We start from the raw sequence: 24,739 nt of genomic DNA on the forward strand, positions 1-24,739 counted from the left end.
ATATACAAAAAGTTTCTCACTGGAAGTTAATACCATGTATTCATGCCCCCTTTTATATTTGTGATGTTTTTAAATCCTTGTTTCTTCAATATTTTTACTTGCCTTTAAACTACTCATTCCGCTTAGCAATGAGTAAATGAGTAGCATTAGATAAATAAGTTGACACTGCCTTCCTCAGCATCTGCCAAATAAGCTGCTACACCAGCATAGTCAATATCATCTAATAGTTCTTTTTCCTGTAAACCAAGAAGATCCATTGTCATCGTACAAGCTACGAGCTTTACCCCCTGTTCTTGAGCCATCTCAATCAACTGAGGTAATGTAAGTGCATTATGCTTTTTCATCACATTTTTAATCATTTTAGGGCCCATACCTGCAAAGTTCATTTTAGATAAACCCATCTTATCAGCACCACGAGGCATCATCTTTCCAAACATTTTTTCAAGAAATCCTTTTTTCACTGGAATCAGCTCTTCTTTACGTAAAGCGTTTAATCCCCAAAAAGTATGGAAGATCGTCACTTCATGATCGTAGGCAGCTGCACCATTTGCAATAATATAGGCTGCCATTGCCTTATCATAATCCCCGCTAAATAAAACAATTGTTGTGCGTTTTGTTTGTTCTGTCATGTTTATTCCCCCAACTAATTACCCCTGCGGGTATATTAAAGTCAAAAAATTTTTTCGAAAGATCTGCTTTTATTCAACTCTTTAAATACCATAGGGGGTATAATATAACGCATATAAAAATTCGTCAACCTTAGGTTGATGAATTTTTATCGGCTCTTTACCAATAAGTCGACTGCTTCTTTTACTAAATTTTGTGTGTCTTCGCCTTTTTCTAAACTTTCACGAACACAATGTTCAAGGTTTGTGCTCACAATTAAACCCATCGCTCGATCGATCGCATTACGGGAAGCTGCTAATTGGGTCACAACCTCTCTACAATCTTTTCCTTGTTCCATCATAGTCAATACACCTTTAATTTGTCCTTCAATCCGTCGTAAGCGGTTTTTAATCTTTTGATCATACTCCATATATCAATGAAATCCTTTCTTTCATTTATTTTTACATTTACATGCTGCCAGTTCATAACTGTTTACATGGATACCTTTGCGCTTTAGAAAACGCACTCCTAAATTTAATTCCACCCGGTCACGAGCTATTATGTGTATTTTATCACGTGGAATCTCTAAATAAAAACGTTTTAGATACGCATATGGGATGTTTAAAATAATATTATCCGAAAAATTGGGTACATCGTTATAATGGCGAATATCTAATATTGTGATGTCCATAGCCTTTAATTTATCTTTATGGATACAAGAGATTCCGGTTATAGGATAATAACGTCTATACGTTGCAATGATAATCACAAAAATAAGCAGGAATGCAATAACTAAATAATTGATACTACTTACACCACCTTATTAACTCTTTGTTATTCACAAAACAATAATATACCCCCATAGGTATATAGTCAAGTGTGAAAGTTACTTTCTTTGAGCTGATAGATTCATTTCGATATCCGCGGATTGAAAAAATACTTACATTCGATAATGCCAATTCTGCTAAAAGGAACTCGAATAAAGCAATAAGCCGATTTAATTTTAAATCGGCTTTATTTATCAATTACTTAAAATTAGCACAAGACACGCTGCTTGGATATTAAATGGGGTTTCATTAGCATGGTACTGGTTCCCCATGTTTCATGCTGGATGTGACTTTAATTATTCTAGAATTCTGCAGAATATCTGTGCTAATCTTCCACAGCCACTGCATCTGCTTTGGTTTCATGAACTGTACCAAATGGATGGTTAGGAGGAGCATAAATGGAGTAAAGTTTTAATGGCGTATTTCCTGTATTAATTACGTTGTGCCAAGTGCCGGCAGGGACAACAATGGCAGAATCATCATAGACATTTCTTTGAAAGTTCAAATGATCTTTGCTCTTTCCCATTTTGACGATCCCACGCCCCTGCTCAATCCGTAAGAACTGGTCAACGTTAGGATGGATTTCCAAACCAATGTTTTCTCCAATACCAAGACTCATCAAAGTAACTTGAAAATGCTTTCCTGTCCATAAAGCAGTACGGAACGTATTGTTTTGTTTTGTGGCTCTATTGATATTTACAACAAATGGTTTTGGTCCATAATCCTTCAAAAGAAGGTTTCTATCTTCATATGAAGAGCGCAAATCGGCACCTCTGTGTACGTTCCCCATCTCATTTGGAATAGTCCAATAAACAGATCTTCCATCATTATACATCGGTACAGTCACATAATAATAACATTGAGGCGAAAAAGGGTTATAGTACATTTTTTGATCCCCACAATTATAAATTTTTGTGATAGTATCCTATGCATTTATTAAGGGAGTGTGCTAAATCAAGAAAACTCATATTAAACACAAAAATGAATCTTCGATCACCGTTTGATTCACGGATGAATAATTTATCACCGACCTTGTAATCGTTTTCTGGATGTTGAATTTCACTAGCCTTTGTTAACAAGACATCGAATGACACTTTTATATGATGGATTATCAAAAGTCGACGATCCTAAATGGCTTTTGAACATTTACATAGCACAACAACAGAGTATACGGAATTATGTTGTTTGTCCCCCCTATCCCAGCTCTTTTAGATTTATCTCTTTGGATGCGCCTTGATGGCCAGCTTTTCAGCAGCGTAGTATTTAGCGCCTCCTGAATCGTTATAGCATATTTCAACGCCGATAGACTTGCGGTTCCCAGTGCCGTTTGTACCGTCTCCTGTATGTGGGCTCGCTTTTAGTAAACCAGTTTATATTCTTTTTGGGCACACAACAGAAACAATTTTTCCATATGAAAATCTCGTAATCTTACACCTCTTTAACTTGAAGGAGGATTTTTGCATATGTATTTTCATACCCGTCAACTACCATCTCATCCAGCATATATTCCTCATATGCATTTTCCCCTATTTGCATTCCATTCTTTTCAATGAACTCAATGATTCTCCGGTACGCCTCTTCAGTATTTCCGCCTATTTCATATCCAACTGCATACAGGCCTTTTGGCCGTACATGATAATTTAAGTTCTCTCCCCCATTTTTTACTTTTATATAAAAGTAACTGTAATTGTAGAAGTCTTTTTCTAAGATTTGTTCCCGTGCAAAGATTCCGCCTATCGGATATCCTTCATCTAATTCATTTTGCTGAACTTCATGAATGAGTTCTGAAATGGCTGCCACATATTTTCGTTCCGGTAAGTTTAATGTTTTTCGGCTTAACATGAATGTTTCTTCATTTAAATATTCAAAAGAAATTGAGGAAAAATCAGTCTCAAGTGCTTGTTCAGTAAGCGCCACTTTTGTTTGTAAGATCGTTTGCAACTGCTTAAGCTCATTTATTTTTTTATCAATCTCAATAGACTTTTCTTTTAGAACATGCAGGATCTTGTCTGGTGTTTTTCCTTTTATTAGACACTTTATTTCTTTTAATGGAACCCCAAGCTCTTTAAATAGGCTGATGACTTGAAAAATCTCAAATTGATGATAGGAATAATATCTATACCCATTTTCTTTTTTTATTTCCGGCGAGAAAAGACCAATCTCATCATAATGAAATAAGGTTTGTTTTTTTACACGGCAGAGCTTCGAAAACTCCCCTGTTGTGAAATACTTCTTAACATCTTCGCTCATAAAAACCTCCTTGACTATACGGTAACCATATACCTTATGATTTGATTGTACTTGAAAAAAGCTTCAAGCGAAAAGGATAGGTAAAAAGGGTTCAATTGAGTAAAAGGGGAATTCAGATGAAAAAATCAATAAATGAGCAAAAAACGATATTCATTATACTATTAAGCAACATCTTCGTAGCATTTCTTGGTATCGGTTTAATCATTCCAGTTATGCCTTCTTTTATGAAAATCATGCATTTATCCGGCAGCACAATGGGTTATCTTGTTGCGGCTTTTGCCATTTCTCAGTTAATTACTTCACCTTTTGCAGGTAGGTGGGTTGACCGTTTCGGGAGAAAAAAAATAATTATTCTCGGGCTGCTTATATTCAGTTTATCTGAGTTGATTTTCGGATTAGGGACCCATGTTTCAATATTTTATTTCTCGAGGATATTGGGTGGTATAAGTGCGGCTTTTATCATGCCCGCGGTAACAGCATATGTAGCTGATATTACAACCCTAAAGGAAAGGTCAAAGGCTATGGGGTATGTTTCTGCTGCAATTAGCACCGGCTTTATTATTGGACCTGGTGCGGGAGGATTTATTGCCGGCTTTGGTATCCGCATGCCGTTTTTCTTCGCCTCCGCCATCGCATTAATAGCAGCTGTCACTTCCGTTTTTATACTAAAAGAGTCATTGTCAATAGAAGAACGCCATCAACTCTCATCTCATACAAAGGAATCAAATTTCATTAAAGACTTGAAGAGATCCATTCATCCTGTTTATTTCATTGCATTTATTATCGTCTTTGTAATGGCTTTTGGTTTATCAGCTTATGAAACGGTATTCAGCTTGTTTTCTGATCATAAATTTGGCTTTACACCAAAAGATATCGCAACCATTATTACGATTAGTTCCATTGTTGCGGTAGTTATTCAAGTTTTACTATTCGGGAAATTGGTCAACAAACTTGGAGAGAAAAGAATGATTCAGCTGTGCTTAATAACCGGAGCGATCTTGGCTTTCGTGTCTACTGTTATGTCAGGATTTTTAACTGTTTTGCTTGTAACTTGTTTTATTTTTCTGGCGTTCGATTTGCTACGTCCGGCCTTAACCGCTCATTTATCCAATATGGCCGGTAACCAGCAGGGTTTCGTAGCAGGCATGAACTCCACATACACCAGCCTGGGAAATATATTTGGACCTGCTTTAGGCGGTATACTATTTGATCTTAACATTCATTATCCTTTCCTTTTTGCAGGTTTCGTTATGATTGTCGGCCTTGGTCTTACAATGGTTTGGAAAGAAAAAAAGAATGATGCTGCAGCTTTGAATTAATTCATTTTCTATAAAGTCAAGTCATTTGGATGCAGGGAATGCCCCTGGTTAGGCACAATAAGAAAAGGTACTTAATTTGATAGGCTACATGTTGCTTGACGTGAATATAGTTTAAGCTGAGTTTTAGCAATATCAGGATACCGGGATAAGAAAAAAGGAGAATGTAGTATGAGTATAAAAATAAAAGGAGTAACTGATGATAATCGTGCTGCAATTCTTGATCTACATGTCAGCCAGAATCAATTATCATATATTGAATCTACAAAAATATGTTTAGAGGATGCAAACGAATGTCACTATTATAAACCTGTCGGGCTTTACTATGAAGGAGATCTAGTCGGTTTTGCAATGTATGGATTGTTTCCCGAGTATGATGAAGATAATAAAAACGGACGAGTCTGGCTTGACCGATTTTTTATTGACGAACGCTATCAGGGAAAAGGATTAGGGAAGAAAATGCTTAAAGCCCTCATTCAGCACCTTGCTGAGCTATATAAATGCAAAAGAATTTATTTAAGTATATTTGAAAATAATATTCATGCTATACGCCTTTATCAAAGGTTTGGTTTTCAATTTAATGGTGAACTCGACTTTAATGGTGAGAAGGTAATGGTAAAAGAGCTATAGATATCCAGGCCTCCTTTTTTGCTGAGAAACGTTTGAACTTCGATAATGATTACCTACTTAAACTGCAAGATCATTGTTTAAAAAAGCCTGGATGAAAATTTCATCTCAGGCTTTAAGCATCTTATTAGTCAAAATCTCATGTGTTTTATCCAGATGTTATTCTTTTTTCCGGACAATTTCTAAATAATTAATATGCCGGCCAACTGTTTTGTGCACTTTAAAAATATACCCATCGGCTTCTATAACGGACCCAACTGCAGCGTCTATTTGTTGAGTCATAAACCAGCCGCCTATTGTATCCACTTCGTCACTTGCTAACGTTGTTCCCAATAAATCATTTACATCTTCAATGAGCACTTTCGAATCTAAGATATAGTGATTATCATTTACTTTTCTAATATTAGGCACTTCATCTTTATCAAATTCATCTCTGATTTCCCCGACAATTTCTTCAAGAATATCTTCAGCAGTGACTAAACCTGAAGTGCCGCCATATTCATCCACAAGAATAGCGATATGTGTTCGCTCTTTTTGCATTTTTACCAATAAATCATGAATTGGAACGGATTCAATAACATGGATAACAGGGTTGATATGATTTTCTAACTTGAAATCCTCTTTTATCTTCTGGTCTGTGTCAATATAAGCTGACAAAAATTCTTTAGCATTGATAAAACCAATGATTGAATCTTTATCTCCATTTAGGACTGGGTACCTTGTATAGCTCTCTGTCTTAATGGTCTTAACAATAGTTTCATAAGAATCCTCACTAGAAATCGCTACGATCTCTCTTCTCGGAATCATAATTTCTTTGGCGATTCTTTCATCAAATTCAAAAATATTATTTACATATTTCAACTCATTTTGATTGATTTCACCGCTCTTATAGCTTTCAGACAGTAAGATGCGCAGTTCTTCTTCAGAATGAGCAAGTTCATGTTCTGATGCAGGTTTCAAACCGAAGAGTCCTACTATAAACCGGGCTGAACCATTTAAAAACCATATAAAAGGGAACAGGATGCGGTAAAACCAAATAATTGGCTTTGCAGTCAAAAGAGTGATGGTTTCCGCTTTTTGGATAGCGAGTGTTTTAGGAGCAAGTTCTCCAACTACAACGTGCAAAAAAGTCGCCATCACAAAAGCAATCACTAAGATCAATACATGTGAGACTGTTTCACTTACATGAAAATGAGCAAATAAGGGGTGCAAAATCACTTCAAAAGTCGATTCTCCAACCCAGCCAATTCCCAACGCTGTAACCGTGATCCCTAATTGACAAGCTGACAAATATTCGTCCAAATGAGTAATGACCTTTTTGGCTGATACGGCACCTTTTTTTCCCTCTAATATGAGTTGGTCAATTTTTGATGACCTGATCTTTACTATCGCAAATTCAGTCGCAACAAAAAATGCTGTTAAGACAATTAAAATAGTAAAGATTATAAGGTTAATGGTTGTCAATGATTTGCCTTACCTAGTAAGGCGTACACCTCCGATATAAATATTTATTTTTATAACCCGTTTTTTCTGAATAAACAAAAAACAGTATATATAACATTATAAGTTCAAAAGAACCTAAAATCAACTCTGAATGATGTAAATAATCATCTTTTTCCGTATGGAGAGTGGTTCCCGTAGTATTCAACTAGCGATTGGTGACGTTTTAAGACTTAAAATAGAAAGCAAAATAAAAACACACCTGAATTTTCTGGTGTGTTTCAATAATATCCAACCGTCTTGATTTATTTAATGTCTTTATTAAGGTTTTCTTTTAAAATTTGAATCAATTCCGCCTGTTGCTTTATATTTTTGCGGCCATTTCTATTAATTGCAGCAAGTTCACAGACAATTCCAGCTGAAATGAAAAACAATAAACCTTCAAACATTTTAAATCCCCCACCGTCTAAGTGATAGTCAAATTTGTTTTTTCTTTTTGTAATACCTGCTTATAATCTTCCTTACGCTGATATATGTTATTTAAAATGAGTCCAATAATGACAAACAGTGTTCCTACTATATCAAATGCAGTTATGTTATATCCTTTGATCACCATGATTAACAATGTAGTAATGGGGACAAAGTTAATAAATAAAATCCCATTAATGGATGATAGGATTTTAATGCCATAGTTCCAACTAAGGAGGGCTATGATACCTGGTAAAGTAATCATAAATAAAAAATCATACTTAATTGCTGCAATCACTTTAATACTCGGTACCGACACGTAACCTTGCGCGGTAAGTATAGCTGTCATGATTCCTGTTATAGCTGTGCCGAATAAACATGTCAATGTTGAATAACGAAGTGTGGACCACTCTTGGAATAACTGTCCCCCCATTGTGTAGACAACCCATCCTAAAACACCAATGAATATAAAGAGTAGCGAGAATAGATGATCCCCTAATGAAAAAAAGAAACTTATATTACCTTTGGTTATGACCATCGAAGCCCCCAAAAAGGCAATCAATATACTGATCATTGTGTATTTTTTAGGTTTCACATGTTTATATCCCCATAGAATAACAATTGAAAGCATTGGCATGAGTGCCTCGGCAATGGATGCTGTCATAATTCCAGACTTCCCCATCAACCTTTGACCTAAAAAAATAAGAACATTGTATACAGTAAACGCCATCACCCCAAATAAAATGATCCATTTTGCTTTACCCTCTAAATGAAATGATTTTTTTCCTTCTCTCACCAATAATAAAATCACTAACATAATCGTTACCACACCGTAGCGAATAAATGAAAAATAAAACGGATCAATAAATTCTAATGCATGATCTGCAACTGGAAACATCGCGCCCCAAGACATACTTGCCACTAAACATGTAAGGGCACCAATGAATAATTGACTTTTTTTCATTGAATTCCCCTCCTTTTCTTTAAAATTACAATGAGAATTATAAAAAGAAGTAAGCATCAAGTAAAATGAACAAAAGTGATGAAAAACATCATTGATAATGATACTTTAATGAAGGGGGGATCTTCATGGAACTGCGAGACTTACAAATTTTCAAATGCGTAGCCCATCACAAGAGTATTACCGGTGCTGCAAAAGAGTTAAATTATGTACAATCTAATGTAACTGCGCGGATTAAGCAATTAGAGAATGAGCTCAAAACACCTCTTTTCAATCGCCATAAAAAAGGGGTTTCACTAAGCCCAGAGGGCCGAAAAATGATTGAATACGTTAACAAAATTTTGAAAGATGTTGAAGAACTGGAGCAAGTCTTTCTAGATACTGATATACCGTCTGGAATATTAAAAATCGGTACAGTGGAAACAGTGAGGATACTGCCGACCATCATAGCTTCCTATTATAAAAAGTATCCTAATGTGGATTTATCATTGCAGGCTGGTCTAACAGAGGAACTTATTAAAAAGGTCATGAATCACGAATTAGACGGAGCTTTTATTTCAGGCCCTTTGAAACATTCTATTCTGGAACAATATGATGTTTATACTGAAAAACTTACTCTTGTAACCAGTAACAAAACGTTTAATATAGAGGATTTTTCAACGACTCCGATTCTTGTTTTTAACCAGGGGTGCGGGTATCGGTCTAGGCTTGAACAATGGCTCAAAGATGAAGGTGTGCTCCCAAACAGAATGATGGAATTTAACATCCTAGAGACAATCTTAAATAGTGTTGCACTTGGACTCGGTATAACAGTGGTACCGGAATCTGCAGTTATGCATCTAGCTGCACAAGGTAAGGTTTATTGCCACCCATTACCTGAGAAAGACAGCTGTATCTCCACAATCTTTATACGCCATAAAGATGCGTACCTGACAAATTCAATGCGCAGCCTCCTTAAGACCATTGTTGAACATAAAAATATGAGTATGGCTTAAAGTGATTTTTCTCTTTCTATATTCTAACTTCTTAAATAAAAGAGAAGGCTCATCTCCACTTCGCTACCCTTATTCACGCAAAAAATAGAGCAGTAAACATGTGAGTTACTGCTCTGCTTCGTTTATTCACCGTTCATTTGTTTTACAATGTATTCAGCATCATTTCCTACGCCTTGAAGCAACGCTGAACCTCGCCTATGCTGCCAAGGCAAACCTATAAAGTACAATCCTTCTACAGGTGAAACACCTCTATGATGTATGATTCGACCTTCTTGATCCAAAACACCTTTTATATTTATCCAACATAAGGGATTCCTGAAACCAGTAGCCCAAATAATATTGTTTACTTCTAATGTAGATGAATCTTTAAAAATGATTTCATTTTGCTTTGCGGCAATGACTCTTTTTTTTAAGATGATCTCCTTCTGTTTTATTGCATGTTTTAATTCATGCCCAAATACTGGATCACCTTTCTTTTGAATGAATTTGCCTACTATTGATGTATGACTTGCATGTAAAACTCCTAGTTTATCAAACCACCAAAAGATGCTTCTTTTTCCGATCATTAAAGGGAAATAAACAAGTTTATTACTACAAGCTAAATATGTAACTCTTTCTTTGGATAATTCAACAGCTATTTGAGCACCACTATTCCCACCACCAACTACTAGTACATTTCCATATGCCAATTGTTTTGAATTCTTATATTGTGATGAGTGTAGTTGATTAATATTATCGGATAAATCCTTTGATATTGATGGAATATTAGGGGTATGAAAAGGCCCTGTAGCAATGACAAGATTCTTCGTTTGATATTCTTCCCGATTTGTTTTTATTAAGAAATAATTCTTTATTTTTAGGACACTTATTACTTCTGTCCGTAATTGGATTGGAATTTCAAATTTTTTAACATACTTCTTTAGATAAGCAACAATTTCATTTTTTGAAGGAAATCCATGTTTTTCTCCTTCAAGATGCATTCCAGGCAAAGAGCTATACATTCGAGAAGTAAATAAAACTAATGAGTCATACCGATCTTTCCAGCTCTCCCCCACCCCATGACTTTTATCCAAAATAATAAACTTTTGATCGGACTGCTTTAGATAATACCCTATCGAGATCCCTGCTTGACCAGCCCCGATTACTATAGTGTCGTACACATTATCACCCCGCCAATTTCAAATTGTCAGTAGACAGAATCTGCAAAATGCTAGTTGATCTCCTCACTATAAAGTTAGATAAAAAATTTAATGGTGATGGTGGTCACGCGGCTTCTCCATTTTGGGCTGACAAAGGATCGCATTGTCGTGATTATGCGCTTCGGTTTCCATTTGAATGGTTACGTGCGTAATGCCTTTATGCTCAAGTTCATGTTCAATTTTGCGTAAAATATTTTCACTTTCTGAAATGGTCAGTTGATCGTCAACAACTGCATGGCAAGAAAGAGCATTCAATCCGCTTGTGATAGACCATATGTGTAAATCATGAATGTTTTGAATTCCCTCTGTCCCTTCAATTGTACGAATGATATCATAGACATCGATATTTTCTGGAGTTCCTTCCATTAATATGTGAATGGAATCTTTAGTCACATTGTAACCGCTTCTTAGAACAAGAATAGCCACAATGATACTAGCCAATGGGTCTGCCCAGCCCCATCCAAAGAAGATGATGAGGATGGCAGCTAAAATGGCACCTACAGAGCCGAGCATATCGCTTATTACATGTAAATAAGCTCCTCTTATATTCAGATTATTCTTTGTATCTCCGCCACTCATCATAATCCAAGCGACCAATAGATTCACAACTAACCCGATGATACTAATTGTAAGCATTCCAGTTGTTGCTACTTTTGGTGGATTAGAGAAGCGTTCGATTGCTTCATAAATGATATAAAGAGAAATAAGAATTAAGGCAGCACCGTTTATCACAGCTGCAAGAATCTCAAATCGTTTATAGCCGAATGTCTTATTGTGATTTGCCTTTTTTTCAGCTAATGTAAAAGCAATCAGGGCAACCATTAATGAAATTGAATCACTCAGCATATGGCCTGCATCAGATAAAAGCGCCAGACTATTTGTTAAAAATCCACCTATAGCTTCTATTATCATATAACCTGTAATCATGATAAAAGAGATCAATAAAACCTTTTTATTTGCTCCTTCATTATGATTGTGACTATGATTGTGACCCATAAAAAACTCCTCCTTACCTAAAGTTTATTGATACATATGTATTTATTATTTCAAATCTGTTATGAAGCATTCTAACATAATGCAAACAATATTTATATATGAGCATGTGTTCATATATAAATATATCTGCTCTTTACTGAAATGTCAAAATATTTTTTATAGAAATCCACAATACCTCCTTAATTATTCTTTTATAAACATAAAAAAGCGGAGCAAACACATGGTTTGCTCCGCTACCCTAGTTTCTCTATCCTTTTCTTCAATCAAGCATTTGAGGGTAGTATTCAACTACAATTTACCTGTTAAAAATTGGGCCTCACCAAGTCCAAAACTCCAGTCAGCATTATCATTTTCAACAATAGATACAATTAAATCAGTTGATGCGATACCGCACTCAGATTCCAGTCTTTCAGCTAACAGCCTGTAAAATTTTTGTTTCTTCTCTTCCGGTCGGGATTTACTTGTAACTGAAAGAACAACAAGATTTTTAGTTCGGTTAAATCCTAACCCAGTATCCTCAATAATCATATGATTTTCTGGATGTTCATGAACAATTTGATAACGGTCTTGTTGAGGCACATCAAAAGCCTCTACTACAACATTGTGAGCGACATCTAAAAGTTTTTTCAAACTTGATTGATCTCGCCCTTCTATTAAGTCAAAACGAAGTAATGGCATAAAATCCCCTCCTTCTACTACAACAGTCTTTTTAATTTCATTCGTTAATGTGTCAGCTATTTCCAAGCAGCTGCTACATTAGAAAATAAAGTAATTTCCCAATAACCCCTTCATTCTGGTGTTAGTCAAGCCTATGTTATGATGTGTATTTCCATAGGCAATATACAGAATCAACTTCGAGTAAATTAACCATTTTTTGAAATAGCCTTATCACTTACTTTAGAAATCATTTATTCTTCTAAGCTTTAGTTTACATGAAGCTCTGCTATCATATATAATTCAAAATTAAGATGGAAGACATCTCAAAATCAGATATCAACTATGGAGGACTAGATGAATATTCAGTTGTTACAGGTTTTTCTCACTACTGCTCGTGAAGGCAGTATTTCCAAGGCTGCTCAGACTTTAAATTATGCACAATCGAACGTAACGAATAAGATACAACAACTAGAAAACGATTTACAGACAAAATTATTCTATCGCCATAGTCGAGGAATCACACTTACTCCCCCAGGGCAAATTCTTGTTTCTTACTCAGAGAAAATTCTACATACTATTGAAGAAGCTAGAGCAGCCATGGGCGAATCATCCGCGCCTTCTGGGCCACTGCGTATAGGATCAATGGAAACAACAGCTGCAGTTTGGCTTCCTCAACTCCTTGCACATTATAATAACCTCTATCCAAATGTTGATTTGAACCTAGTAACCGGCCCTACGGAACAACAAATACAAGCAGTTTTACATTATGAGTTAAACGGCGCTTTTATTTCAGGGCCTATTGAACACCCTGATTTAGTTCAAGAAAAGGTATTGGATGAAGAGATGGTTCTTGTTACAAGCGCTTCACACCCTGTGATTTCTTCCATTCAGGATGTTCAAACACAAACAATGCTTGTATTCCGTAAAGGATGCTCTTACAGAGCAAAGCTCAATCATATCCTCCAAGAAGAAGGTTTATTACCTATAAAATTAATGGAATTTGGCATACTTGAAGCGATCATTGGCTGTGTAAGCGCCGGCTTGGGGATTTCACTGCTGCCTCGTTCAATCATTGCTTCGCATGAAAAAGAAGGCCGCATTCGCAGCCACACTATCTCTGACAAATATTCTTTCGTATCAACCATGTTTATAAGGCGGAAAGACACTTTAATTACCCCTGCTTTATCTGCTTTTTTAACGCATATGAGGGATCATTTTCAGGTAAAGAGGCCAGATCAATCGTAAATAAATGGATGGAAGGCAGGCTTCGCCTCAAAATACCTCTGATCAGTTGTCTGATATAAAAATATAGGCGCATCTCATTGTTTGTATAGAGCAAAAAAGCAAACTTCGGTATGTAGTTTGCTTTTTCTTCGTGATTTTGCACTCTGAATTGTGAAACCTAGTCGATATTAGAATGTAGATTTTCCTCATTCAAAGAATTTTGAACGAAGATCATTGCCCTAGAAACTTGGTTGCGTCTTGAAGTTAAAGGCTGACTATTTCCTAAAGAGTCAATCGCTCTCACAACTATTAAATATTCACCTACAGATTTCGGGTGACAACGGAAAGATTGATATTTTCGGTTGGACAGGGGCAGAACATCCAATTGTAACAGTTGAAGTATCCACTGATGGAGGAGATCCTGCAGATCTGAGTGATATTGCTGTTGATTGATCAACTTGTTTTTGTTCGGAATATACTCAGTATATAGCCGCATATTCCCCCTGTAATAGCTGGAATGAGCCACCCCAGCCCTATGTTATACATAGGAAGAATCTGAGTGAAAATATGATTCACAACTTCAATTTTTATTCCCGCCTCCTTCAAACCGTCAAATAAGCTGATGATGAATGCGAATAATAAACTGCCTTGATACACTTCTGTCTTCCCTTTAAATACAGAATGCAAAAACGTTAAAAATATTAAGGAAATCGCGATAGGATACATCGTCAGTAAGACAGGCATTGACACCTTAATAAGCTGGGTTAATCCTATATTTGCGACAAGCGTACTAAACACTGATAAAACGACAGCAATTTTTTTATAAGAAATGTTCGGGAATAGTTCATGAAAAAATGAAGAACACGCAGTGATCAGTCCGACACTTGTCGTCAGACACGCCACTGTAATCATTAAGCCCAATAAGATTGAACCATAAGAACCAAAATAATAGGATGAAACCTTAGCCAAAACCTCTGCTCCATTTTCTAAAATCCCCAGTTCTTCAACGCTGGAAGCCCCCATATAGGAAAGAGCTGTATACATAACTGCTAAGAGTACAGCTGCAATCGCGGCTGCTTTTGCACAAACACCCATCAGCTGTTTTTTGGTAGAAGCTCCTTGTTCCTTCAATGCATTCACGATGATAATTCCAAAAACAAATGCTACAAGGGCATCCAGAGTAAGGTATCCTTCCTGAAATCCTTTAAAAAACGCTTGTGATGTGTACCCTTTTGATGGTGCTTGAATGGTTCCAATTGGGCGAATAAGAGCTACCACTACAAGCAATCCGATAAATGTCAGCTTAATTGGTGTCAAAAATTTCCCAACTATATCAATGATTTTTGAAGGATTAAGTGATAACACGCATGCCAATCCGAAAAATAATATTGTAAATATGATCAATGAGACAGGGCCTGCATCATTTGATAAAAAAGGTTTTACCCCAATTTCAAACGATACGTTTCCTGATCTCGGGATAGCGAAAAAAGGCCCGATTGCCAAATAGAGAATCGTCGTAAATACAATGCCAAACACCGGGTGAACACGGCTGGCTAACGACTGTAAGTTTTGTTTACCCGAAAAAACAAATGCTGTTATAGCCAGTAATGGCAATCCAACTCCGGTCACTAAGAAACCTGCATTAGCGACCCATACATTTTTCCCGGCCAATTGACCAAGCATAGGTGGAAAAATGAGATTTCCTGCTCCAAAAAACAATGCAAATAGCATTAATCCTATAATGATGATATAGGAAGCAGACACTTTTTTTGACATTATATATCCTCCGATTAAAGTAGACACTTCTTGAATAGCCAGGAAACATTACAGATGCTATTTGCACTGGCACAGTGTTGATTCCAAAATAAGCTTGTGTCAGTTTTATATATTTTTATCAAGTTTAATAAAAGCATGATTTGATAGTTTCCGATATCGGTTAAAAAACCAATTGCACCAAAACCATATAAACAACGGTTCCCCCCGCTATGGAAAGAAGCATATTTTTCTTCCACAAGTGAAGCAGTACAACTGCAGCTGCTCCAACTAATTCAGGAATGCCATGACTTCCAGAAAGCAGACTCACATCTTTTAAACAATAAATGACCAAAAGCCCGATTACCGCTGATGGCAGCACTTTACCAAGATACTGTACATATTTCGGTGTCGGTTTGCCAGACGGGAAAATCATGAATGGAAGGAACCGTGTCAGCATTGTTCCTAGCACGACCATTGCAATGGTGATCATTTGCTGCGTCATAGTCATCGTCATACGGAAACCTCAGCTTTCTCCAATGGTTTTCTCAGAACAGTCAGTACCCCTAAAATGGCGAGCATAGCAGGAATAATAAATTGGTTTCCGCCAAAAAGGATAAGACAGGCTACTGAAAGTCCAAGTCCTGTGAGAGCACTGTAATGCTTTTTCTCTTTCATCCATTGTTCTATGAATATCACAATAAACAGAGCAGTCATCACAAAATCAAGCCCTTCGGTATTAAACTTCACGTACGACCCAAAAATACCTCCTATCGCTGCCCCCGCGACCCAATATAAATGATTAAGCAGTGTCACAAAAAACATAAACCAGCCCTTGTCAACATTCGCCGGAACATTAGCGGTATAATTGATAGAAAATGATTCATCGCACATTCCGAAAATCAGATAAAGCTTTTTCTTTCCAGTCCCCCTGTACTTATCCAACATGGAAATTCCATAAAACAAATGCCTGGCATTGACCATTAACGTCAAAAAAAGAGCATTCATAGGGTTGAACGCACCAAGTAAAAAATTCGCTGCAACAAACTCCATTGAGCCCGCAAATATCATAAAACTCATGATGATTGGATAGATTGCGCTAAATCCCAAAGAATGCATAAAGATTCCATAAGCTATCCCCAAAAACAAAAACCCCGCAAAAATCGGAATTGTATATGGGAATGCAGAACGAAATGCAGCCCATATTTGACTTCTCTTATTCATATGAGTGTTTATAGCAGGAGAGCTTAAATGTAACGATTCTTTATTTTTATTCAAATCAACAACCTCCTACATTTCATCAATTGGCACACTGACAGTTCTTTTTTCTGTACTCATGACTATGCTTGTGTCAACTCCACTAATAGCAGGGTTCTGCATTAATGAATCAATGATAAAATTCCGATAACTCTCCATGTCCTTCGCCACAATCTTAAGCATATAGTCATGGCTTCCTGTAAGTGTGTAGCATTCTTGTACCTGTGGGAATTTGTTTATATCCTCTAAAAATGAATGAATTGTCTCCCTATTTAAGGGTGATAAGTTGATGAGAGCTAGTGCTGTGACTTCAATTCCAAGTTTTTTCTCATCAACAATAGTCGTAAACTTTTTAATTATACCTGCTTCTACTAGGTTCTTTGTTCTTGCAAGGCAAGCTGATGGTGAAAGCCCAATTTTCTTAGATAAATTCAGATTTGATATTGAAGCATCTTCCTGCAATTCTCTTAAGATGGCCTTATCAGTTTCGTCAAGCATAATACTCATTTGATAACCCCCAATACAGCTTAACAGAATTATATTTCATCCAATTTAAATAATAACGAATTTTTATTCGTTAATCAAATATTATTTAAATTTAAATCCCTTTAAAATATTATTCACAGAATAAAATTATCCCCGCGATTAACTCATAATGAAATTAACTTACATCAGAAAGAAGTCATGGGAGAGTTATGTACTTGTGTGACTTGATACCAACATCATAAGAAACTTATCATAAGCCAAAAAGTTATTGCGGTCTCACCGAAATTTTAATTTGTGGTGCCCTATTGCCTTTTTCTACGAACGAAAATTGTTAAAATTCACAAAACAGAAAGTCTACTCTATTATTATTTTAAACTCGTCCTCTAATTCCTCTTGAGCCTCTAGTAAAACTTCTAATACATCATCAGCGTATGAACCTAAAAACTTTTTACTAAACTCAAAATTTATCAAGACTAAAGTGAGCGGCAAATCCACCCACCCTGTTAGGCAATCCCATAAAGCGTCTAAATTTCTCCCATAGTAGTTTGGGAAGTCTAATTTATCTTTTAAAACATCATGTAAAACTTCTATATTTTCAAAGTCTCTTCCATCTATTATTATTTTTCTCATTAGAAACAATGCCCTCCATTATTTTATCTTAACAAACGTTTACTATGTAACAGCTGTTTGTCCAAATGAGGCTGAAAACAAATAAAAAACACCAATAGGGGGAAACTATTGGTGTTTGCAATACATTTTCATGCCCGGTAGGCATAAATAATGCTAAACTTTGTTTTTGAAAAGCTATCATATCAAATTTTTATGTTACAGCTTTTACTATCGTTTAATCTAATTGAGGAGTAAAACGAGATATGTTTGAAAATCACATATCCCCCAAAAATTAAAAACTAAGCGGCAGTTCTTCGAGTGCTCTCATCAGAAAATTCCCTTTCCATTTCATTTGTTCCTTTTCGCCTTTTAACTGTATATTTGGACAGCGGCGTAATAAGGTGGACATCGCAATCTTTGCTTCTAAGCGGGCTAGCTGTGCACCAAGGCAAAAATGATTGCCATGGCCAAAAGAATGATCTTTTTTTTCGCGTTTTACGAGTAAATCCATAAAAGGATATTGATTAAAAGATTCATGGAGTAGCTTTGCCACTTAGCTTATTCATATGCCCTTGCTTGTCGATAAAGAAACATTGATACATCTCCTCTGAGCAAGTAAAGCAGGAAATCGAATTAAAGCGCCCTTCCTATTGGAAAAGCGCCTGCCGTTTTACTGTGCAAAATGTTTTTCATCAGTGAGTTTTTATAAAATCATTTATTAATTGATCAGTTGTCAATATTGTGGCAAATTCATCATGCAATGTAGCTAGAGATATATTATGAATAGTCGCCGCATCATAATATGTATCATTTTGGTCTCTCATTCCGAAGGCTGCTGTTGCATCTGAAATCAGGTATGTATCAAACCCTAAATTACCACTCATTCTTGTGGTGGTTGATACACAGTGAGGCGTGGTTAAACCAGTTATGACTACAGTGGTTATTTCATTTAATTTTAAGAATTCTTCTAAATTCGTACCAATAAAGCTGCTATTTACTGTCTTGGTTATAATGACTTCTTCATCCATAGGCTTAACTATTTCCTTTATCGCAAACCCTTCATTCTTTGGATGGAATAAAGAATGAGGTTTATCAGAAGTGTGTTGTATGTATATGACTGTCCATCCTTTTTCTCTCCATAATTTTAGTATTTTACTAATGTTTTCTTCCGCCTTTACGTTATTCCGTTCCCCCCATTTTTTATCATCGAAGGCTTTTTGTACATCCACAATGATTAAAGCTTTCTTTTCTTCCACAAGATACCCTCCTACGTAGAATTTCTATTTATTACTACATTCTAAATACAAATTTTACTTTTGTACAATTGTTTAATGATGAATTTCAAATGAGCGCCTTCTTTATTGGAAAATGCGTTCTATACTGCAACTGTGCCCAAGCCGTTAACCTTCAAATCTAATCTGAGAATCACTGGCTCTACAGAGAATAATAAAAACACTCTAATAACGAGTGCTGAAATGAAAAACTATTGATTTAGAAGCCATTTGATACGCTCAGCTGAAATGATGTAGTGGAGTATTATAAGACATAAAAAGACAATACCAACTGGTTTTAAATAACTAAAATAAAGCGCTGCAACAGCCATTGCAAAGATCAATAATTCAATAACTAACCTTGTTACTCCGTTTACAGCTATTACAGTTTGTCCGCTTCGACTAGGATCATGAGGTACTGCAAATACAGACCAGACAATCATAACTGCAATAGGTAAAACCAAAGTTAAAACATATTTAAAATAACCATTAAAGCTTATCCAAGCATACACCCCTAAGGAGATTAGTGCAGCAATTTCAAGGGTGAATCTTAAAAGTAAATTAGTCTGATTCAGTTTTTCCAACTCCTCTATAAAAAACACCCCCGCAGGAGATGCTCTTTCTCTGCTTTATTTCAGCGTATAAAAACTTTTCTGTTCTTCCTCTTTAGATTCTATTGTAGTTTTCGGCGAGATTACCTCTACTTTTGAAGAGATGATACCGACTGCTGCTGTTACCAATGCTCCGATAATAGAACGATGATAAGTATAATGAAATATGACAACTTTTCCCCTCCTACCCAGTTAATTATCCAAATAATCAGGAAGTTGTCTACAATTTGCAGAATTTGTCGAACGAAGTAAAGATTATACCTGGGAGGCTTTACTCATTGTATGAATTACAGTAAATAAATTGCCTTCCCTTTTGAGAAGACGTTCCAACTCAGCTAGACTCTTCCAATAGGCTTCCTTTTGGCGCAGCTGCTTTTATTCAAAAATTGAGCAACACCTAAATGTTTCATTGGAATTTCTGAACCATCGATCGCTGCTGAATTTGTTGCAAATGCATACGTAGGAGTAGTCGAATGGTGGTTGAAAAATGAAATGCCTTCCCCACCTCGAGTGATGGCAGAAAAAGCGGGGGTTTTGTTAGAGAGGAATCTATAGATATGTGTATCGAAGATTTGACAGCATTAAAAATTATACTTACATCGTTGGGAATAGGCCAACAATAAAGCGGAAGAACGTTGTCATTTGAAGTGGTTTGGAATAAAAATGATTCGAATATGTTCTTATCATTGGTAAACGAACAAAAAAAGAACATGTTTTGAAAAAAGATAGATCAAAACATCTTCTTATATGTTGTCATAGCGTAACTTTTTTATAAAAAGGTTGATTACATTTTCGGGGCTTCCAAACCAAATTTTGCCCATTCTTCTTTTGCTGGACCATAAATACCTGGAACAGTTAACCCTGCTTGTCTCATAAGAACAGTCATTTGTCCCCGATGGTGATTTTGATGTTGAATTAAAAACATCAAAAGTGAACCGTTAGGCAATTGTTGTCCGATAAAGTTGATACGTTCTTGAAGTGTATGGTCAGTCCATTGGGTTTTTAATGCCTGTACAAATGTATTACTGGCTTGATGATAGCTGTCAGCTATAAACTGAGCCGAAGTTGGAACAGGATAATCTTCAGCTGGGGCATGGAACGTTAAGTCTGTGTTTGAGGTAATGATGCGAATGGCAGCAACAGTATGCCAAGCAATACGGCCTAGAGTCCAATTTTGTGAAGTTATTTCTTGTTTAAGTGATTCATCAGTCAGACTATTTAATAGTTTCTGTGTAGCATCTGCTTCGAACTCCCAAGATTTCAAAAAATGGTCTAAGGTTTGGAACACAAAAATCCTCCTTTACATTCTATTATTTTTTTAATGTGCCTATAGGTTAATTATAATGCCTCGTTTCGTTAAAAAGAACAAAAATTTTGGACAAGAATAATCATAGTAAAATGCGTAGACATTCTTAAACATAACGATTTACGCATCTTTTTACAAACATGGTGACTCCTTGGTCTCCATTGTCAGCGAGAATCAAATATCATATGAAAACAATCCTATATTCTTATTACTTTACTGAGCAATAAATACCTTCCGTATACTTAGTGATGCCTTCATCGTAATCAGGATACTTATATGCAAGACTTTCTGATACAGCTTTTGAATACTTTCTAAATAATGCATAGCAAGTAAATAAAGACTTCCACATTTCCTGATACCCATTCACAGAATATGTAGACATGAGTTCCTCCCATTCTTTATTTGAAAGGTACCGTTTCATAAATTTATAGTTCTTCCCCATACTAAATGAATACCCTTTCTGAGATGCGATATGCCAGGCCATCATTCTCAATAAATTAGGACGTACAATTTCATTTAAATGGTCAATGGCAAAAAGGATTTCATTTCTTGCTAATCCTTTTACTACGTAAGTCGAAACCATCCAGAACTCATTACAGCAATCATCAAATTCCCTTGCAGTCGGCTTTTTCATCCAGTATTGGCGATCATTTGGGGTCACTTTATAGTTGATGAACGAATCCTTATCAAGCAATACCTTAACCAAACCATCGTTATTAGCAAAATAGTCTTCTGCTTCACGAATTGGAATAAGGGTTAGATCTAATTTGTTGCCATCCTCAAAAAGAATGATGTATGAAAACCAATTACCTAATTCGGGAGGAAAAAGCTCCATATCTTCTGGTTTTTGCATCATAATGCGCTTCCCAAAGATTTCGAGCCACTGATCATTTTCTTTAAAAGATTCTACATCAGTTACAAAATACGAGATGTCATAATCTTGGAAGTTGTCAGGAGGGATATTTCTGTTTGTACGTGACCCTTCCAAAGTGACCAATCGGATTCTCTCATCGTTCAAAGCAAAGTCCAAAAAAATGTCCATCATTTCCTGCTCACTTCGCATCGCATGTTCCTCCGTTTCAGCCTTAATATCTAACTGTAAAACCGAATATTGATCTGTACGTCTTATAGATTTTTTTACTCTTGAATGTGATGTATTCTTCTAAGCTTTATTTTACATGAAGTCCTTCTATATATCATTCAAAATTAAGATGCAAGACATCTCAAAATCAGATATCAACTATGAAGGACTACATGAATATTCAGTTTTTTGTAGAGCCGCCATGGGACGACACTCTTTGACACACTTTAATCTCCCCTGCTTTATCGACATGTTAACTGGTATGAGAGATTGACAAAAAGAAGGAAAACAATATATTTAAGCGAATACGAGTTTTTGAGCAAATTTTAAAATGACACTTTTTTCAAAAATCATGTCTTAACGGGGGGATTCGGTATGAATGAATTTATGAAGAAGTTTTCCTTAACAAAACCGATTATTCAAGCTCCAATGGCTGGCGGTATTACAACGCCCCGACTTGCATCTGCAGTTTCGAATCAAGGTGCTCTTGGCAGCTTAGCATCGGGGTATCTTACGCCAGACCTGCTAGAACAACAGATAAAAGAAATGTTTGAGCTGACAGACGCTCCTTTTCAAATTAATGTGTTTGTTCCGCTAGGTCTAGAGATGCCACCAGAAGATCAGATTAAAAAGTGGAAAGAAAACATACCGTTAGCTAATCAAGTAAATCAATTCACATCTGTACAAGAAGAGTGGGATGACTTCTATCAAAAAATTGATCTAATTTTAAAATATAAGGTTAAGGCTTGCTCATTCACTTTTGATCTGCCGCCTGAAGACGCAGTAAAGGAGCTAAAAACCGCTGGATGCTGTTTAATAGGAACCGCTTCAACAGTAGAAGAAGCATTGTTAATGGAAGAACGGGGAATGGATATAGTAGTCCTTCAAGGAAGTGAAGCCGGTGGACATCGCGGAGCATTCTTACCTTCCAAAGGTGAATCTGCCGTAGGTTTAATGGCTCTGATTCCACAAGCAGCAGATGCACTGAGCGTACCTGTCATAGCTGCTGGGGGAATGATAGACCACAGAGGAGTAAAAGCAGCTTTAACCCTTGGAGCCCAAGGCGTTCAAATCGGTTCTGCCTTTTTAATTTGTCACGAGAGTAACGCACATCCAGTACATAAACAGAAAATACTAGAAGCAAACGAAGCAGATACAAAGCTTACGACATTATTTTCAGGTAAAGAGGCCAGAGGAATCGTAAATAAATGGATGGAAGAAAAAGAACAGTTTGAGACACAAACCCTTCCGTACCCTTATCAAAATACACTAACGAAGGCAATGAGACAGAAGGCTTCACTTCAAAATAACCATGATCAGATGTCTTTATGGGCAGGTCAAGGGATACGGTCATTGACTGAGGAAATTTCGGTTAAGCAGCTTTTAAATCAGCTTTGCCAAGAGGATATAAAAATATAGGCGCACCTCATTGATAGAGCAAAAAGCAAACTTCGACAGGCAGTTTGCTTTTTTTTCGTAATTTCATCCACTGACTCTGGAAATCTAAATACTCCTACATTTTCAAAGCTAATTTGAATCGGGTTATCAATCATCACATTGATACGATGCGATCTTGATAATTTCACCACAACCACAATACATTACCAACATTTCGATCTTATCTCCCCTTCTCAAGTTTTGCTCCCTATTCGAAAAATCGATAACTCCCATATTAAATTCGAATAGTAAAATGGTTCTTTTTCGTTTGATTCAGATGATATAAAGTCATATGATAAAAAAAGAATGAGACAGAAAGCGTGAGAAGTGATGAAAATAGGATTTTTTGATTCAGGAATTGGTGGCATGACTGTATTGTATGAGGCCATAAAAGTTCTTCCTTATGAAGATTACATTTTTTATGCAGATACGTTAAACGTTCCATACGGTGAAAAATCAAAGGGTAAAGTTAAAGAATATATTTTCAATGCAGCTGAATTTCTGGCCAGTCAAAATATCAAAGCTCTTGTTATTGCGTGTAATACAGCTACTAGCATTGCGATAGAGGATCTTCGGAGAAACTTCGACTTTCCGATAATCGGAATCGAACCCGCTGTAAAGCCTGCTATAAATAAATGTACAGAGGAAAGAAAAAGAGTTCTGGTAGTTGCTACTAATTTGACGCTTAAAGAAGAGAAATTTCATAATCTAGTTAAAGAAATTGATCACCATGACCTTGTTGATTGCTTAGCTCTTCCAGGACTAGTTGAATTTGCTGAGAACTTTGATTTTAGTGAAGACAAAATCATTAAATATCTAAAGAACGAACTATCTTCTTTTGATCTGAAACAATATGGAACGATTGTGTTAGGATGCACTCATTTTCCGTTTTTCAAAAACAGTTTTGAAAAACTATTTGGGATAAAAGTTGATATGATTTCAGGCAGTGTCGGTACTGCAAAACAGTTGAAAAAAGTTCTTGCAGATCGTAACCAGCTTGGTAAAGGATCGGGCTCAATCACCTTTTTCAATTCTGGCCATAAAATTGTGGACCAAGTAGTCATATCAAAGTACAAAAGATTGTTTGAAATATTAGATGAAACTCAAAGGAGTCATGTTGGACATTGAATGTAAATGAAAAAGACAATCTCCTGAAGAGAAACATGAACTAAGAAGCGGGCTTAAAAAGCCCACTTTTTTTCTAACAAACAATTGAGTTATACACACATATCTGATTACAGTGTTTTCGCTCTTTCCCCTCTTATTTCTCCCCCATCTCTTATAGCTTTTCTATTTCAATAAAACACAAGTCTCGATTGAAAAGTTATCGTAACATTTACACTTCACAGGACATTTTTCGAGA

The 24,739-nt window shown here is 36.2% G+C and carries 28 protein-coding genes and 4 pseudogenes; 7 read left to right on the plus strand and 25 right to left on the minus strand.

The features are described from left to right. Positions 1 to 26: 26 nt before the first annotated feature. The 8 genes and pseudogenes from bslm_RS21685 to bltR all read right to left on the minus strand — a co-directional run. Positions 27 to 123: pseudogene (locus tag bslm_RS21685) on the minus strand (rhodanese-like domain-containing protein); the annotation flags it as partial. 23 nt (positions 124 to 146) lie between these two features. Next, positions 147 to 629: a DsrE/DsrF/DrsH-like family protein gene (locus tag bslm_RS12760; protein WP_024572226.1), complete on the minus strand. Its 483-nt coding sequence runs from the start codon at positions 627 to 629 to the stop codon at positions 147 to 149. Between the two features lie 146 nt (positions 630 to 775). After that, complete coding sequence (locus tag bslm_RS12765) at positions 776 to 1,036, minus strand: metal-sensitive transcriptional regulator (protein WP_003237170.1); 261 nt, start codon at positions 1,034 to 1,036, stop codon at positions 776 to 778. 21 nt (positions 1,037 to 1,057) lie between these two features. Continuing rightward, a complete protein-coding gene (locus tag bslm_RS21690; protein WP_015714354.1) occupies positions 1,058 to 1,375 on the minus strand; it encodes a hypothetical protein in 318 nt (105 codons plus the stop codon). A 383-nt stretch (positions 1,376 to 1,758) separates the two neighbouring features. Further along, positions 1,759 to 2,319: a cupin domain-containing protein gene (locus tag bslm_RS12770; protein ID WP_046381206.1), complete on the minus strand. Its 561-nt coding sequence runs from the start codon at positions 2,317 to 2,319 to the stop codon at positions 1,759 to 1,761. A gap of 225 nt (positions 2,320 to 2,544) precedes the next feature. Next, complete coding sequence (locus tag bslm_RS20905) at positions 2,545 to 2,688, minus strand: hypothetical protein (protein ID WP_069704135.1); 144 nt, start codon at positions 2,686 to 2,688, stop codon at positions 2,545 to 2,547. Then, positions 2,669 to 2,779, minus strand: a pseudogene (locus tag bslm_RS21695) (N-acetylmuramoyl-L-alanine amidase); the annotation flags it as partial. The pseudogene bslm_RS21695 and the gene bslm_RS20905, both read right to left, overlap by 20 nt. A gap of 82 nt (positions 2,780 to 2,861) precedes the next feature. Further along, the gene (gene bltR, locus bslm_RS12775; RefSeq protein ID WP_046381207.1) at positions 2,862 to 3,683 is read right to left on the minus strand and encodes a multidrug efflux transcriptional regulator BltR; all 822 of its coding nucleotides are present in this window, start codon (positions 3,681 to 3,683) and stop codon (positions 2,862 to 2,864) included. A 116-nt stretch (positions 3,684 to 3,799) separates the two neighbouring features. Here bltR and blt point away from each other — a divergent pair, with 116 nt between their 5' ends. Both blt and bltD read left to right on the plus strand, forming a co-directional pair. Next, positions 3,800 to 5,002: a multidrug efflux MFS transporter Blt gene (gene blt / locus bslm_RS12780; protein WP_029727180.1), complete on the plus strand. Its 1,203-nt coding sequence runs from the start codon at positions 3,800 to 3,802 to the stop codon at positions 5,000 to 5,002. A 168-nt stretch (positions 5,003 to 5,170) separates the two neighbouring features. Beyond that, positions 5,171 to 5,629, plus strand: coding sequence for a spermine/spermidine acetyltransferase (gene bltD, locus bslm_RS12785; protein WP_015714357.1), 459 nt, complete (start codon positions 5,171 to 5,173; stop codon positions 5,627 to 5,629). Positions 5,630 to 5,785: 156 nt separating this feature from the next. Here the strand turns inward: bltD and bslm_RS12790 are convergent, their stop codons facing one another. The 3 genes from bslm_RS12790 to bslm_RS12795 form a co-directional block, all read right to left on the minus strand. Continuing rightward, positions 5,786 to 7,090: a hemolysin family protein gene (locus bslm_RS12790; protein ID WP_046381208.1), complete on the minus strand. Its 1,305-nt coding sequence runs from the start codon at positions 7,088 to 7,090 to the stop codon at positions 5,786 to 5,788. Between the two features lie 281 nt (positions 7,091 to 7,371). Continuing rightward, positions 7,372 to 7,515 (minus strand): YrzO family protein, encoded by a 144-nt coding sequence (locus bslm_RS20910; protein WP_014477437.1) that lies wholly within the window; start codon positions 7,513 to 7,515, stop codon positions 7,372 to 7,374. A 17-nt stretch (positions 7,516 to 7,532) separates the two neighbouring features. Beyond that, positions 7,533 to 8,498 (minus strand): DMT family transporter, encoded by a 966-nt coding sequence (locus tag bslm_RS12795; protein WP_046160624.1) that lies wholly within the window; start codon positions 8,496 to 8,498, stop codon positions 7,533 to 7,535. 125 nt (positions 8,499 to 8,623) lie between these two features. On the opposite strand from bslm_RS12795, the gene czcR reads away from it, so the two are divergent. Continuing rightward, complete coding sequence (gene czcR / locus bslm_RS12800) at positions 8,624 to 9,490, plus strand: LysR family transcriptional regulator CzcR (protein ID WP_015251625.1); 867 nt, start codon at positions 8,624 to 8,626, stop codon at positions 9,488 to 9,490. 122 nt (positions 9,491 to 9,612) lie between these two features. Here czcR and bslm_RS12805 read toward each other — a convergent pair whose 3' ends face one another. From bslm_RS12805 to bslm_RS12815, 3 genes are all read right to left on the minus strand, one after another. After that, positions 9,613 to 10,650: a flavin-containing monooxygenase gene (locus bslm_RS12805; RefSeq protein WP_019712545.1), complete on the minus strand. Its 1,038-nt coding sequence runs from the start codon at positions 10,648 to 10,650 to the stop codon at positions 9,613 to 9,615. Between the two features lie 87 nt (positions 10,651 to 10,737). Next, positions 10,738 to 11,685, minus strand: a complete 948-nt coding sequence (gene czcD / locus bslm_RS12810) for a CDF family zinc transporter CzcD (RefSeq protein WP_015714362.1) — start codon at positions 11,683 to 11,685, stop codon at positions 10,738 to 10,740. Positions 11,686 to 11,973: 288 nt separating this feature from the next. Next, a complete protein-coding gene (locus bslm_RS12815; RefSeq protein ID WP_004398711.1) occupies positions 11,974 to 12,363 on the minus strand; it encodes a tautomerase family protein in 390 nt (129 codons plus the stop codon). Positions 12,364 to 12,696: 333 nt separating this feature from the next. Between bslm_RS12815 and gltR the strand changes: the two genes are divergently transcribed. After that, positions 12,697 to 13,587, plus strand: coding sequence for a glutamate biosynthesis transcriptional regulator GltR (gene gltR / locus bslm_RS12820; protein ID WP_019712544.1), 891 nt, complete (start codon positions 12,697 to 12,699; stop codon positions 13,585 to 13,587). Positions 13,588 to 13,744: 157 nt separating this feature from the next. Here the strand turns inward: gltR and bslm_RS20915 are convergent, their stop codons facing one another. The 9 genes and pseudogenes from bslm_RS20915 to bslm_RS12865 all read right to left on the minus strand — a co-directional run bounded on the left by bslm_RS20915 (position 13,745) and on the right by bslm_RS12865 (position 19,525). Next, on the minus strand, positions 13,745 to 14,062 hold the full coding sequence (locus bslm_RS20915) for a hypothetical protein (protein ID WP_015251620.1): 318 nt from the start codon (positions 14,060 to 14,062) through the stop codon (positions 13,745 to 13,747). Then, the gene (gene brnQ, locus bslm_RS12830; protein WP_046381209.1) at positions 14,020 to 15,342 is read right to left on the minus strand and encodes a branched-chain amino acid transport system II carrier protein; all 1,323 of its coding nucleotides are present in this window, start codon (positions 15,340 to 15,342) and stop codon (positions 14,020 to 14,022) included. Before brnQ ends, bslm_RS20915 begins: the two co-directional genes overlap by 43 nt. Before the next feature lie 160 nt (positions 15,343 to 15,502). After that, positions 15,503 to 15,835, minus strand: coding sequence for a branched-chain amino acid transporter AzlD (gene azlD / locus bslm_RS12835; RefSeq protein WP_003245988.1), 333 nt, complete (start codon positions 15,833 to 15,835; stop codon positions 15,503 to 15,505). Beyond that, a complete protein-coding gene (gene azlC, locus bslm_RS12840; protein ID WP_046381210.1) occupies positions 15,832 to 16,596 on the minus strand; it encodes an azaleucine resistance protein AzlC in 765 nt (254 codons plus the stop codon). Before azlC ends, azlD begins: the two co-directional genes overlap by 4 nt. Positions 16,597 to 16,608: 12 nt before the next feature. Beyond that, on the minus strand, positions 16,609 to 17,082 hold the full coding sequence (gene azlB / locus bslm_RS12845; RefSeq protein ID WP_021480168.1) for an azlBCD operon transcriptional regulator AzlB: 474 nt from the start codon (positions 17,080 to 17,082) through the stop codon (positions 16,609 to 16,611). A gap of 333 nt (positions 17,083 to 17,415) precedes the next feature. Then, positions 17,416 to 17,691 carry a barstar family protein gene (locus tag bslm_RS12850; RefSeq protein ID WP_046381211.1) on the minus strand — a complete coding sequence of 92 codons (276 nt, stop codon included), beginning with the start codon at positions 17,689 to 17,691 and terminating at the stop codon, positions 17,416 to 17,418. Positions 17,692 to 17,962: 271 nt separating this feature from the next. After that, a pseudogene (locus bslm_RS12855) lies at positions 17,963 to 18,148 on the minus strand (cytochrome P450); the annotation flags it as partial. Positions 18,149 to 18,362: 214 nt separating this feature from the next. Continuing rightward, the gene (locus tag bslm_RS12860; protein ID WP_015251614.1) at positions 18,363 to 18,926 is read right to left on the minus strand and encodes a cysteine hydrolase family protein; all 564 of its coding nucleotides are present in this window, start codon (positions 18,924 to 18,926) and stop codon (positions 18,363 to 18,365) included. Positions 18,927 to 19,153: 227 nt separating this feature from the next. Then, complete coding sequence (locus bslm_RS12865; protein ID WP_080480882.1) at positions 19,154 to 19,525, minus strand: YrdB family protein; 372 nt, start codon at positions 19,523 to 19,525, stop codon at positions 19,154 to 19,156. Positions 19,526 to 19,981: 456 nt separating this feature from the next. On the opposite strand from bslm_RS12865, the pseudogene bslm_RS21385 reads away from it, so the two are divergent. Continuing rightward, positions 19,982 to 20,107 (plus strand): annotated as a pseudogene (locus tag bslm_RS21385) (TetR-like C-terminal domain-containing protein); the annotation flags it as partial. A 229-nt stretch (positions 20,108 to 20,336) separates the two neighbouring features. On the opposite strand, the gene bslm_RS12870 reads toward bslm_RS21385, so the two are convergent. Beyond that, positions 20,337 to 20,840: a DinB family protein gene (locus bslm_RS12870; protein WP_033885127.1), complete on the minus strand. Its 504-nt coding sequence runs from the start codon at positions 20,838 to 20,840 to the stop codon at positions 20,337 to 20,339. Positions 20,841 to 21,066: 226 nt separating this feature from the next. Next, on the minus strand, positions 21,067 to 21,921 hold the full coding sequence (aadK, locus tag bslm_RS12875; RefSeq protein WP_046381214.1) for an aminoglycoside 6-adenylyltransferase AadK: 855 nt from the start codon (positions 21,919 to 21,921) through the stop codon (positions 21,067 to 21,069). A 393-nt stretch (positions 21,922 to 22,314) separates the two neighbouring features. On the opposite strand from aadK, the gene bslm_RS12880 reads away from it, so the two are divergent. Both bslm_RS12880 and murI read left to right on the plus strand, forming a co-directional pair. Beyond that, positions 22,315 to 23,358, plus strand: coding sequence for a nitronate monooxygenase (locus bslm_RS12880; RefSeq protein WP_019712534.1), 1,044 nt, complete (start codon positions 22,315 to 22,317; stop codon positions 23,356 to 23,358). 348 nt (positions 23,359 to 23,706) lie between these two features. Beyond that, positions 23,707 to 24,504 (plus strand): glutamate racemase, encoded by a 798-nt coding sequence (gene murI / locus bslm_RS12885; protein WP_015714374.1) that lies wholly within the window; start codon positions 23,707 to 23,709, stop codon positions 24,502 to 24,504. Positions 24,505 to 24,739: the final 235 nt, after the last annotated feature.

Source organism: Bacillus sp. LM 4-2 (genome assembly GCF_000978495.1).
Classification (GTDB): Bacteria; Bacillota; Bacilli; order Bacillales; family Bacillaceae; genus Bacillus; species Bacillus subtilis.

What these genes read in the sequence shown, in the direction of transcription:
- bslm_RS12760 (WP_024572226.1), bottom strand. Translation starts at nt 629, where the DNA reads ATGACAGAACAAACAAAACGCACAACAATTGTTTTATTTAGCGGGGAT.
- bslm_RS12765 (WP_003237170.1), bottom strand. Translation starts at nt 1,036, where the DNA reads ATGGAGTATGATCAAAAGATTAAAAACCGCTTACGACGGATTGAAGGA.
- bslm_RS12770 (WP_046381206.1), bottom strand. Translation starts at nt 2,319, where the DNA reads ATGTACTATAACCCTTTTTCGCCTCAATGTTATTATTATGTGACTGTA.
- bltR (WP_046381207.1), bottom strand. Translation starts at nt 3,683, where the DNA reads ATGAGCGAAGATGTTAAGAAGTATTTCACAACAGGGGAGTTTTCGAAG.
- blt (WP_029727180.1), top strand. Translation starts at nt 3,800, where the DNA reads ATGAAAAAATCAATAAATGAGCAAAAAACGATATTCATTATACTATTA.
- bltD (WP_015714357.1), top strand. Translation starts at nt 5,171, where the DNA reads ATGAGTATAAAAATAAAAGGAGTAACTGATGATAATCGTGCTGCAATT.
- bslm_RS20910 (WP_014477437.1), bottom strand. Translation starts at nt 7,515, where the DNA reads ATGTTTGAAGGTTTATTGTTTTTCATTTCAGCTGGAATTGTCTGTGAA.
- bslm_RS12795 (WP_046160624.1), bottom strand. Translation starts at nt 8,498, where the DNA reads ATGAAAAAAAGTCAATTATTCATTGGTGCCCTTACATGTTTAGTGGCA.
- czcR (WP_015251625.1), top strand. Translation starts at nt 8,624, where the DNA reads ATGGAACTGCGAGACTTACAAATTTTCAAATGCGTAGCCCATCACAAG.
- czcD (WP_015714362.1), bottom strand. Translation starts at nt 11,685, where the DNA reads ATGGGTCACAATCATAGTCACAATCATAATGAAGGAGCAAATAAAAAG.
- bslm_RS12815 (WP_004398711.1), bottom strand. Translation starts at nt 12,363, where the DNA reads ATGCCATTACTTCGTTTTGACTTAATAGAAGGGCGAGATCAATCAAGT.
- gltR (WP_019712544.1), top strand. Translation starts at nt 12,697, where the DNA reads ATGAATATTCAGTTGTTACAGGTTTTTCTCACTACTGCTCGTGAAGGC.
- bslm_RS20915 (WP_015251620.1), bottom strand. Translation starts at nt 14,062, where the DNA reads ATGCGGCTATATACTGAGTATATTCCGAACAAAAACAAGTTGATCAAT.
- brnQ (WP_046381209.1), bottom strand. Translation starts at nt 15,342, where the DNA reads ATGTCAAAAAAAGTGTCTGCTTCCTATATCATCATTATAGGATTAATG.
- azlD (WP_003245988.1), bottom strand. Translation starts at nt 15,835, where the DNA reads ATGACGATGACTATGACGCAGCAAATGATCACCATTGCAATGGTCGTG.
- azlB (WP_021480168.1), bottom strand. Translation starts at nt 17,082, where the DNA reads ATGAGTATTATGCTTGACGAAACTGATAAGGCCATCTTAAGAGAATTG.
- bslm_RS12850 (WP_046381211.1), bottom strand. Translation starts at nt 17,691, where the DNA reads ATGAGAAAAATAATAATAGATGGAAGAGACTTTGAAAATATAGAAGTT.
- aadK (WP_046381214.1), bottom strand. Translation starts at nt 21,921, where the DNA reads ATGCGAAGTGAGCAGGAAATGATGGACATTTTTTTGGACTTTGCTTTG.
- bslm_RS12880 (WP_019712534.1), top strand. Translation starts at nt 22,315, where the DNA reads ATGAATGAATTTATGAAGAAGTTTTCCTTAACAAAACCGATTATTCAA.
- murI (WP_015714374.1), top strand. Translation starts at nt 23,707, where the DNA reads ATGAAAATAGGATTTTTTGATTCAGGAATTGGTGGCATGACTGTATTG.